This window comes from Clostridium sp. TJA032 (assembly GCF_058310275.1).
Genome location: NZ_JBZEFB010000001.1, coordinates 230,504 through 242,533, shown reverse-complemented (window position 1 = coordinate 242,533; position 12,030 = coordinate 230,504). Strand labels below are relative to the sequence as shown.

Annotated in this window: 7 protein-coding genes; 3 read left to right on the top strand and 4 right to left on the bottom strand. The window is 26.8% G+C overall.

Annotation, left to right across the window (positions count from 1 at the left end; translation table 11 throughout):
- Positions 1–177 precede the first annotated feature (177 nt).
- The 3 genes from AC4FRL_RS01070 to AC4FRL_RS01060 all read right to left on the bottom strand — a co-directional run bounded on the left by AC4FRL_RS01070 (position 178) and on the right by AC4FRL_RS01060 (position 7,327).
- Entirely contained in the window at positions 178–2,046 is a 1,869-nt protein-coding gene (locus tag AC4FRL_RS01070) for a DpnII family type II restriction endonuclease (RefSeq protein WP_491138136.1), read from the bottom strand.
- A 473-nt stretch (positions 2,047–2,519) separates the two neighbouring features.
- Complete coding sequence (locus AC4FRL_RS01065; RefSeq protein WP_491138135.1) at positions 2,520–5,408, bottom strand: DEAD/DEAH box helicase; 2,889 nt, start codon at positions 5,406–5,408, stop codon at positions 2,520–2,522.
- A gap of 293 nt (positions 5,409–5,701) precedes the next feature.
- Positions 5,702–7,327 carry an amidohydrolase gene (locus AC4FRL_RS01060; protein WP_491138134.1) on the bottom strand — a complete coding sequence of 542 codons (1,626 nt, stop codon included), beginning with the start codon at positions 7,325–7,327 and terminating at the stop codon, positions 5,702–5,704.
- A 447-nt stretch (positions 7,328–7,774) separates the two neighbouring features.
- Here AC4FRL_RS01060 and AC4FRL_RS01055 point away from each other — a divergent pair, with 447 nt between their 5' ends.
- The 3 genes from AC4FRL_RS01055 (at position 7,775) to AC4FRL_RS01045 (ending at position 11,091) form a co-directional block, all read left to right on the top strand.
- Positions 7,775–8,014 (top strand): FeoA family protein, encoded by a 240-nt coding sequence (locus AC4FRL_RS01055; protein ID WP_491138133.1) that lies wholly within the window; start codon positions 7,775–7,777, stop codon positions 8,012–8,014.
- Complete coding sequence (gene feoB, locus AC4FRL_RS01050; protein WP_491138132.1) at positions 8,008–10,125, top strand: ferrous iron transport protein B; 2,118 nt, start codon at positions 8,008–8,010, stop codon at positions 10,123–10,125. The genes AC4FRL_RS01055 and feoB overlap by 7 nt, the downstream gene beginning before the upstream one ends.
- A 174-nt stretch (positions 10,126–10,299) precedes the next feature.
- On the top strand, positions 10,300–11,091 hold the full coding sequence (locus tag AC4FRL_RS01045; protein WP_491139511.1) for a YdcF family protein: 792 nt from the start codon (positions 10,300–10,302) through the stop codon (positions 11,089–11,091).
- 72 nt (positions 11,092–11,163) lie between these two features.
- On the opposite strand, the gene AC4FRL_RS01040 is transcribed toward AC4FRL_RS01045, so the two are convergent.
- Positions 11,164–11,835 carry a hypothetical protein gene (locus tag AC4FRL_RS01040; protein WP_491138131.1) on the bottom strand — a complete coding sequence of 224 codons (672 nt, stop codon included), beginning with the start codon at positions 11,833–11,835 and terminating at the stop codon, positions 11,164–11,166.
- Positions 11,836–12,030 lie beyond the last annotated feature (195 nt).

Genomic DNA, 12,030 nt, shown 5'->3' with positions numbered 1-12,030 from the left:
CTTTTTTCTAGTATTTCAAATACTAACTTTTAATTTTTATAAAACTTCTTTTCAGTATTGTAAATAAAACTAATATTATTAAAACTTTAAACTAAAAAAAGGAGCTTAATAGCTCCTTTTTTTATTATTTATCAAAATAACTAATCTATAAAAAACTTTTCCTAAAATCTATTTTAATTATAGATTATTTACTATATATTCTAATGCACCTTTTTCAACCATATCTAAATTAAATATTTGTCTCATATTATCAAAAGCATCTCTTAAAGGTTTCTTAGAGGTATTCCATCCTAACCCATCAGTTATCCAACAAAATTCAATTCCATTATCACTCATATATTTATCTAGTTTAGTAAATTCATTAGCAACAGTTTTTAATTTTGAACCTCCACCATTAAAATAATTTACCTCAATAAGTAATAACTTTCCATTATTTTTTATAGCAAAATCATATCTTCTAGCACTTTTATCTGTAGGAACAACAATTCCCCACTTATCATAAATTTCCTTTACTGTAACTTGAGTTTTATACTCCCAATCATTTTTATTGCATATCTTTTTTACTACAACTTCAACTATATTTTCCATAGAAGTTCCAGTTCTGTTTTTTCTAGCATTACTATCTAAACCAACCTCAACTCCAAGGACATAATCAACTAAATTTTTTATTGTCTTATCTTCAAATAATTTTAATAATTTAGTTTTCTTTAAAAATTCTATTGCATCATTTAATTCTTTTTCACTTAAATCATCTTTTCTAGTCCTTTTTTTACTAAAATCAAATTCTTTAAAATTCATTAAATCTTCTTCTGTAGGTTCTAATATTTTAAAATCTTTATCTCTACTAGCTACTAATATAGGAAATATATTTATAACTTGCGGATTTTCCCTTATTAATTCTCTAGCTTCTTGCTCTATATTTTCTTTTCCTATTAAATAATTTAATACATTTAAAGCTTTTTCAACTGACTTCATATTTCCTATTGCTTTTTCCCAGTTGACAAAATAATCCCACCCTTTTATAGTATCTTTAATATCTCCAACTAAATGCTCAAAGACTTCATCTGCATTTTTAAAATTTAATTTTTCTCTATAAACCTTTGAAATACTATCCATCTTACCATCATCTCCAATATAAATCCTATTTTCTCTTTTATAATTAGTAATTAATAACTCAGAAACTCCACCTCTACCGTTTCCTTTTGAATTTATAGAACGATTAGCATATACTCTTTGTATATAAAAATTTTCATACATTTTTTCAAAAAAATCATCATTTTCATCTAATATTCTTGGATCTGAATTACTAAGCATTAATTTAGCACCTGTTTTTGATACATCTTTATAAAAATCTGCTAACTCTTTCTGTGAATAATCATTAAAACCACCTTTATTATAAGTACTAAAACCCCCAACTGTAACTGGTCTATATGGTGGATCAAAATACACAAATGTATTTTTATTGATATATTCTTTCAAATCATTATATTTTAAATTTAAAATAGTTACAATTAAATCACCATTGTTATTTCTTTTATTTAGTAGCTTTGAAACTTCTCTTAATTCTCCTTCATCAAAAATTGCTGGATTTTTATATTTTCCCATTGGTACATTATAATTTCCTTTTGAATTTTCTCTATATAAACCATTAAAGCAAGTTTTATTTATAAATATAAAATAAGCTGCTAACTCTATTTTTCCTACCCCATTACTATTGAATTTATCTCTTATTTCATAATACATTTTTTCTCTATCTTCAGATAATTCTTCAAAAGATAAATATTTTTCCTTAATATTTTTTAAAAATTCAACTAGTAAATCAATATCATCTCTAATAACTTTATAAACATTTATTAATTTAGTATTTATATCATTTATTATATATTTTTTAAACTTATTAGAACTCAAAAAATCTAAGAATACTGCACCTGCTCCTAAGAATGGTTCTACATATGTATCTATATTTTCCATATCTTGAGGAAGTTCATTTATTATTGTATCTAGCAATTGTGTTTTACCACCAGCCCACTTTAAAAAAGGTTTCATTTTTATTCTCCTAACATTTTTCAATTAATATTGTTAAACATTTTATATTATTATCTGCTAATATAATATATTTTTGTTTAATCATAATAATATTTTAAAATTTCTCTAATATTTATTGCCCCAATTATACTAACCAAATTAATCTACTACAATTATCTCCTGTTTATCTTTCTTCTTTAAACCCTTTTTATTCCTTGATATTACTTTACATATTTTAATATATTATTAAACATAATTATACTTTATAATTTTTAAAATTAATCTCTGCCTCATTGCAAAAATTAATTATATGTCATTATTTTTTTATAGTCAATTATATTTAAATTTTTGGTGATATATAAAAATAACAATATATTAAAACTTATTTTCTACTTTTAATAAAATAAACTCTTAATCTCTTTATACGCAGACTAATAGTTTAAAGTAAAAAATCTTAAATTTTTTTTCATGCAATAATCTTATCTTTAAATATATTAAACCATTTTAGTAAACTCTATATAAAGCTCCTCTGGCACCTTATTCTCAAGTTCTATTAAAACTCTAATAGGCTTTTCACCAGAAAAATTTATAGAATTTCCTTTTCCTATATAAATATATGGTTGTACTTTTTTATCTATCTCTTTATATTTTCTTACAAAAATATGAAGCTTAATGTCCCTATCTTTATTAAATATTATATTCTTACCTCTTTCAGAATTTTGTGATGTACTATTTGGAGTTTCCCATTGAAATAAAGTTCTACTTATAAATTCATCTTTATAATTAATACTGTCCTTTATATCTTCTCCTTTATGAAGATCTATAAAAAGAAAATAATTATTTCCATTTGTAATTAATCCACTTCCTCTAAAAGAACTATGTATCTTCTCATAATTAGATAAAAGTGCAGTATCAACCATTTGATACTGTTCATAAAGCTTAAAAAATGGTATACCATAGTTTTTATTTCCAAATCTATTTTCATAATTTATAAGTCCATAGTTTAATAAATCAACTATAATATTTTTATATTTTTTATTTCCTAAAATTCTCTCAAAGTCAATTAATCTAACTAATTTATCATCAACTAAATCAAATATTTTAATAAAATTACTTTTTTCCCTTGAATCATAATAATCTTGATTTAACACTTTAAAAGCATGAAAAATAGTTTCATCATCTACGTATTTTATATATTTTTTAATTGCCTTAGAAGCTTCATTCATATTTATTTCACTCTTATAAATCAATTCTTTAACTATTGCAAAATCATGTGGCCTCTTTAAAGGAAGCTTAATAGAAAGTTCTCTTAAAATTTTATAAAATTTTTCATCTAAAAGCTCTAAAGCCTCATATTCCTTTTCTACCTTTTGAAGAAAACCTTGATATGTTTTACCATAACTTATAAATTTAATAGGATCTGGGGCACCATCAAATTTAACATAATCCATTAAATAATAAGGAATTCTTCCTCCTAAAAGAGCTTTAAATTGATTATATTCATCCTTTAAATATCTTAGGCTATTAAAATTTTCCATATTTAATTGTTTTAAAATTCTATCCTTTAAAATTCTATCCATTTGTATATTAGAGCAACCCGGAACTTCTGAAAAATCTGTAGATACAGAAACCTTTAAACTATCTTTATCATAATATCTATCCCCTTTTAATGCTATAGCAATTAAAAATGCCTTATTATGATTTCCTATAAAATCTAAAACAGTTAAAAATTCCTTATTTTTATATTTTCTTAATCCTCTACCAAGTTGTTGTATAAATATAATTGGTGAATTAGTAGGTCTAAGCATTAAAATCTGATTAATTGAAGGAATATCCACTCCCTCATTAAATATATCAACAGTAAATATAACTCTTAAATCATGATTTTCATCTTCAAGATTTTTAATTTCCTCTTCCCTTTTATCTATAGAATGTTCTCCAGTTAAAGCTATACTGTAAATTCCATTTTCGTTAAACTTCTTAGCCATATAATATGCATGTTCTTTATTTACGCAAAAACCTATAGCTTTTTGTTTGCTACCATTAAAACCATAAAAATTCATCTTTTCAATAATAAAATCAACTCTAGAATTAATCATTAACCTTTTAGAAATTTCTGAAATATTTTCTAAAGAAACTCCCTCATAATCTACGGTATCTATATCTGTTATTCCAAAATAATGAAAAGGGACTATAAGTTCATGTTCTAGTGCATCATTTAATCTGATTTCTAAAGCCAAATTATTATCAAAAACCTGAAAAATATCTCCAGAATCACATCTTTCTGGAGTTGCCGTTATTCCTAGTAAAAACTTAGGCGCAAAGTAGTTTAATATTTTTTCATAGGTTTTACTTGTACTATGATGAGCTTCATCTAAAACTATATAATCAAAATCTTTCCTTTGAAAACTTTCTAAATGCTTGCTCATAGTTTGAACAGTAGAAAATAAATAATCACAGTCCTTATCCTTTGAATTTCCAGTAAAAAATCCCATTTTAATATTTTTATTTCTACAAATACTTCTATAACTTTTCTCAGCACTTCTTAAAATATCCTCTCTATGAACTAAAAACAATAATCTTTTAGGATTAAAATTCATAGCATCAAAAGCAGACATATAAGTTTTTCCAGTACCTGTAGATGCAATAACTAAAGCCTTATTTTCTCCTAAAGCTCTCAACCTATTTAGATTTTCCATAGCTTCTTTCTGCATAAAATTAGGTTTTATAATCTCATAATCCTTTAAATCAATAACTACTTTCTCTTCACTTTTTTTGATATTATTAATAAATTCATTATATTTTTTTAAAAATTCATCATCAATAAAACCAATACTATTCCATATATCATCATATTCCTCTAAAATTTCTCTAACAAACTCAGTATCTTTTTTAGATACAATCATAACATTCCATTCAACATTACTCTTTAAAGCATTTTGAGTCATATTAGATGAACCTATTATAAATTTATAATTATCTTCATTTTCAAAAATATAAGCCTTTGTATGAAACCCCTTACTACTATCTGCAATAAATATTTTTAAATCTATATTTTCAAATTCTCTAATTTTCTCTAAAGCCTTAGGCTCAGTAAAATTTAAATACGTAGAAGTTATTATTTTCCCCTTAACCCCTCTATTTTCTAAACTTTTAAAAGTATCTAAAAGAAGTTGAAGTCCACTAAAGCTAATAAAAGCAACACTAAAATAAAAATTCTTACACTCCTCTAAACTACTTTTAATCTCTTTTAAAATATTTCCTCGTTTAGAATTTACAATAAGTTTATTTCTAAAAAGATATCCTTTATCTATAAATTCTTTAGGTTCTATATATTCAATTTCTTTTACAATCTTTTCTTCTATATCCTTTAAAACCTTCATTTTAATTAATACTCCTAAAATATATTTTAAATTCTTTATATAATGTAATTTTTTAACCTTTTAACGATAATGTACTACCAATACCATTTATCGTCAATAAAATGTTATATTATGACACCAAATCTCATAAAAATATAATTATAAACTTTAATATATAAATAATATTTTCAACTAATTTACTTAAATTAAGCAAAATAAAAAACACCTTCCTAAAATTAATTTAAGAAGGTATTTTTCAATTTATAACTTCAAAACAAATAACTAAAAAAATATTAATATTTTATTATAAAAATCTATTTTCTTTTATAGATTACCTTATCACCTTTTATTGTTTCTAGAACCTTTATATCCTTTAAATGTTCCTTATCAACTTCTAGTGGGTTTTTATCTAAAATAACAAAGTCTGCAACCTTTCCTTCCTCAATAGAACCCTTAGTATCTTCTTCAAAGTATTGGTAAGCTCCATTTATAGTAACAGCCTTAATAGCATCCATTACAGATATTCTTAAATCCTCTCCTAAAACTCTTCCTCCTAAAGTTCTTCTATTTACAGCATTGTGTATAGCTAAGATTTGATTTGGCATCTTAACAGGTGGATCTTGGTGAAGAGTAAAGTTCATACCTCTATCTAAAGCAGACTTAGCAGGGCTAATTCTATTAGCTCTTTCAGGACCTAAAACTGACTCATAGTGATAATCTCCCCAGTAATAAATATGGTCTAAGAAGAATGTTGGAATAATTCCAAGTTCCTTCATCTCATCTAATTGGTCCTCTCTAACTGTTTGACAATGAACCATAACAGGTCTTAAATCAACATAACTCTTTGAAGCCTCTAAAGCATTTCTATAACATCTTATAAATTGGTCAGAAGCAGCATCTCCATTACAATGAACATTTACCTGTATATTATTATCAATTAAAGATTTAAAATATGCAGTAACAATATCATCCTCTTGAATTGGATAACCACAATAATCCTTATCCTTTCCTTCAGGAACCTCATAATATGGCTTTGTTAACCAAGCAGTCTTTCCTTGAGGAGAACCATCTAGCCAAGCCTTTCCTCCTAATAACTTATAATGATTTACATACTCTCTCTTAGGAGTTCCCTCATCTTGAAGAAGCTTCATTGTAGTAGGTTGCATAGCAAAACCAACTATATCAATAAATAAAATTCCATTCTCAGCTGCATCTTGCAATAATTTATGTATTCCTTCATCAACACTTGCATCTTGACATGTAGTTAATCCAAGAGAAGCATAAAGTTCCTGTGCCTTTTTAAGACTATGCATAACAGTATCAAAAGATGGCTTAGGTATGCAGTTTCTCTTCTCTGGGTCTAAACAAGCATTTTCCTCTAAGATACCATTTGGCTCCTTAGTTCCTTCAACAGTTCTAACAATACCACCCTCTGGAACTTCATAATTATCTCCAACATAGCCAAAAGCCTCTAAAGCCTTTGAGTTAGCAACTGCTAAATGCCCTGATGCATGACTTATAAATATAGGAATAGTATCACTTACCTTATCTAAATCAAACTTAGTTGGATGCTCCTCATTTGGATACTTAGTATTATCATATCCAAAACCAACTAGCCATTCTCCCTCTTTTATAGGACTTTCCTCTAGTCTCTTTCTTAAAATATCAAGAAGTTCATCAATAGACTTAGCCTCACTTAAATTAGTAACAGTTAAAGTTTGAGCAACAGCAAAAATATGTCCATGAGGGTCAATAAGACCAGGTAACATAGTTTTTCCCTCTAAATCAAATAAATCCGTACTCTCATCCTTTAAAGCTAAGATTTCATCTTTTTTTCCAACCTTTTTAATCTTTCCGTCTTCAACCATAACAGCTTCAACAACTGGCATATCATCATTTACAGTTAAAATAGTACCATTATAGTAAATAGTTTTCTTCATATTACTCTGCCTCCTAATTAAAAATCTCAATAAAACCTAAATCAAATAAACTAATTCTAAAGTACTTCAAAAACTTATTCTTTCGTTAAAACAAAACACTCCTAAAAAGGCGTATTTTTCATTAAATACATTTTAGCATGGTTATTTTTCTTTTTACATTTATCAAATTTAATAAATTTTAATATTTTTCAACCTTTTATTAAAGCATATATAAGGTAAAATTAATTTTTTTAAATAATTTCCCATACTTTATTAATTAAATTTAACTTTTAAAAAATAATTATTATTCTCTTAAAACTTTTACTAATTAAAACTCTGCTTAACTCTCCTTTAAACTTTCAATCACACTAAATTCTTCTTTATCATATTTTATTATATAGCCTATAACTATAAATTTTTCTAAAAAAAGGCTATAAATCTTAGATTAAAACCTTAGGAGTGATAAAGGTGAAGTTACATGAAGCTAAAATTATGTCTAAAGTAAAGGTAATTAATATAAGTGCAAAGGGAGAACTAAGAAGAAGATTTTTTGACTTAGGAATAATAGAAGATACAGAGATAAAGGTGCTTTTTGAAAGTCCCTTTAAAGACCCTAGAGCCTACCTAATAAGAGGAACCATAATAGCCTTAAGAGAAGAAGAAGGAGATTATATAGAAGTAATTTATTTAGGAGAAGATTTATGTTAGGAAAATATTTTAATATAAAAAAGCTTTTAAAAAGGGATTTAGAAGGAGAAAAAAAAGAAGATTTTCTTGTAGCCTTAGCTGGAAATCCCAATGTAGGTAAAAGCACCTTATTTAATGCTTTAACAGGACTAAATCAGCATACTGGAAACTGGCCAGGAAAAACTGTAGCTAAGGCTGAAGGATACTTCTCCTTAAAGGATTTAAAGATAAAACTTGTAGACTTACCAGGGACCTACTCCCTTCTTTCAAACTCAGAAGAAGAAGAAATTGCAAGAGATTATTTATGTTTTGAAAATCCAGACTTAGTAATTGTAGTTGCAGATGCAACCTCCCTTGAAAGAAATTTAAATCTCTACTTACAAATATCTGAAATCACAGAAAAAACCATACTTTGTGTAAATCTAATAGATGAAGCAGAAAAAAACAATATAAAAATAGACCTAAAAGAACTCTCAAACAAACTAAATGTAGAAATTGTAAAATCCTCTGCTAGAGAAAATAAGGGAATAAAAAACCTAAAAGAAACTCTCTATAAAGAATTAATAAAAAAGAAAGAAAGAAAAAACCTCCCTCTAGTAACCTATCCTTCTTATATAGAAAAAGCCATAGAGAATCTTTCTTCCTTGCTAAAAAAAAATGAAAACATCCCAAGAGAAAAAATAAGATGGATTGCCCTAAGATTTCTAGAAGGAAATGAAAAAATAATAGACACTCTTTCAAAAAAATACTCCATAAACAAATTTATGCTTTTTAAAATAGAAAAGATACTCCTTCCCATAAGACTAGAATACAAAGAAAACCTAAAGGATGAATTAATAAAGGTCTTAATAAAAAAGGGAGAAGCTTTAGGAAAAGCTACTGTTTCCGGTGGTGGATATAAAGATTTTCAAAAAAAATTAGATAAAATTCTTGTATCAAAAACCTTTGGAATACCTATTATGATAATGACCCTTTTAATAACCCTATGGATAACAATAACCTTAGCAAACTACCCTTCTGAAATGCTCTCAAAAATATTTGCAAGGGGAGAAGTATTTCTTAGAGAATTTTTAAACTATATAAATATTCACCCCTTAATAAAAGGAATATTAGTAGATGGCATATATATAACTTTAGCTTGGGTAGTTTCTGTAATGCTACCTCCTATGGCAATATTTTTCCCACTTTTCACCCTTTTAGAAGACTTAGGCTATCTTCCTAGAATAGCCTTTAATCTAGATAAAGGCTTTAAAAAGTGCTTAACCTGTGGAAAACAGGCTCTAACAATGTGCATGGGCCTTGGCTGTAATGCCGCTGGAGTTATAGGCTGTAGAATAATTAATTCTCCTAGAGAAAGGATTATAGCTATTTTAACTAATGTATTTATGCCTTGTAATGGAAGATTTCCTTTGTTAATCTCCCTATCAACCATATTTATAGGAGGGCTTTCCTTTGGCTTAAAGGGAAGTTTTTTATCAGCCTTAGCTGTAACTTTAGTTATAATTTTAGGAGTTTTAATAACCTTTATAGTGTCTAAGATTCTTTCCATGACCTTATTAAAAGGGATTCCTTCAAATTTTATACTAGAACTACCTCCTTATAGAAAACCTCAAGTTGGAAAAGTTATAGTAAGGTCAATATTTAGTAGAACCCTTTATGTCTTAGGAAGAGCCCTTGTAGTTGCAGCTCCTGCTGGTGCTGTAATATGGCTTTTCTCAAATATAAATATTGGAGATGTTTCTCTCCTTACCTACTGTGCAAACTTTTTAAATCCTTTTGCAGAACTTATAGGTTTAGATGGCTATATTCTAATGGCCTTTATTCTTGGATTACCAGCAAATGAAATTGTTATGCCAATTATAATTATGAGTTATTTAAAATCAAAAACCATGGTAGATTTAGATAACTTAAATGACCTATATAATCTTCTAGTTTCAAATGGTTGGACACTTTTAACAGCTATAAATGTTATGCTTCTTTCCCTAATGCACTATCCATGCGGGACAACCCTTCTAACCATACAAAAGGAAACAAAAAGTATAAAATGGACAGCTTTAAGCTTCTTAATTCCCACAGTTTTAGGTCTTGGAACCTGTTTTGTAGTAACAAGAATTTGGAATATATTCCTATGAAAATAAAAAGATGTTCTCAAAAGGCAAAGAAAGAGAACATCTTTTTTAATAGCTTTTCTTTTCTAAGAGGAAAAAGTCTTTATAATAAAAGTATAAATAAAAGAAAAATTTCTTCTCTTAAAGTAAAGAGGATAAAATTTTGGAGGTATTAAGTTTATGGAGAAAAATATTAAAATAGATAAAAATATTGAAAAAGACATAAATATTTTAGGAGATTTCTGTGGAAACAGAGATATAGAAGCTTTAAAATCTTCAGAACTAAAAAAACACTATAACATTGAAAAAGCAGATGCTCTAGTGCTGTTTGGAGGAAGCATTTTATATGGTGGAGACCTTTTAGTAGAGGGCATAAAAAACAATATAGCAAAGCACTATATAATAGTTGGAGGAAATGGACACACCACAGATAAATTAAGAAAAAAGGTAGCCCCTTACCTAAAGGGAATGAATTTAAAAAACTTAAGTGAAGCTGAGATTTTTAATATGTATATAAAGGAAAAATATAATATTTCCCTTACTCTTTTAGAAAAGAAGTCAACAAACTGTGGTAATAACATAACTAACCTTCTATCCCTTTTAAAAAAGGAAAAGATAAATATAAAAAATATTATAATAATGCAAGATGCTACAATGCAAAGACGTATGGAGGCAGGTCTTAGAAAATATAGAAAGGATTTAACTATTATAAACTTTGCTACCTATAAAACAAAAGTTCAAATTAAGGAAGGAAAACTTACCTTTAAAGATAACTATCTAGGTCTATGGTCTATGGAAGAATACATAAATCTTTTAATGGGAGAAATCCCAAGACTTTCAGATAATGAAGAAGGCTATGGCCCTAAGGGTAAAAACTTTATAGCCTCTGTTAACATTCCTAATAAGGTTTTAGAAGCCTTTAATAACTTGCAAAAAACCTTTAAAGGCATGATTCGTATTGCCAATCCAAAGTATGCCTCTAAGGAATAAACTTTTAAAAGTATAACTAAAAAAGCATCAAGGCTTACCTTAAATTCTCCTTGATGCTTTTTATAATTTATCTTAAAAACTTACCTTAAGAGAATACTCCTTAAGACAAGAAGCTTTAATTCCAATTCTCTTTCCTATCTTTTCACTAATTCCAAAGGAGTTATCTAAAGTTAAAAGAAAATTCCTCTCTTTTTCTAAAAGCTCCTTATTATTAAAAATTTTAAAATCTTTTATCCAAATAAAGTCCTCTTTATCCTTATCCTTCTTTAAAGAAAAAATCATTTTCCCCTCTTCATAGGTAATAATACTTTCTTCCTCTTTAAAAAGCTTAGAAAGTCCTAAAAAGGTATCTTCCTCCCCTCCTAAAAGCTCAAAAGAAACCTTTAACACCTTAAAATTTTCCTTAAGATACCTTGAAACTTCTAAAAGTTGTTCTCTTAATATGTATTCATGAAACTTATTCCCCTCTAAAAGAAAATTCTCTCTTTCTTTCTTAGGATGATTTAAATAATATTTTTTATTTGCAATCCACTTCCCTAAGGGATTAAAAAATTTTTCTAAATCTTCTTCTTTTTCAATAAGATAAAGATTCCCTTCTAAATAAAGGTCCTCAATCCCCCTCATTAAATTTCCTAAGGAATAGAAACTCTCTCCTGTATTTCCTAGGGGAAAAGTTCTTCTGCCTTCCTCTTTAAATCTTCCTCTTTTTAAATCTGCCTTAATCTTGTATATCTTAAGTTCCATTCTCTATTCTCCCCTTAATCCTTTTCATTTTTATAAATAGTCTTTAAAAAAGTAATAAAAATTATACTTTAGGTCTTTAAAGAAAGTTTTTAAAAAAATAAAAACTTTTTTTAAACACAAAATAAATATAACATGATACTTTACTTCTTTCCATAATATTTTTATTTAAATGAAAAGATTTCCTTTATATAGCTT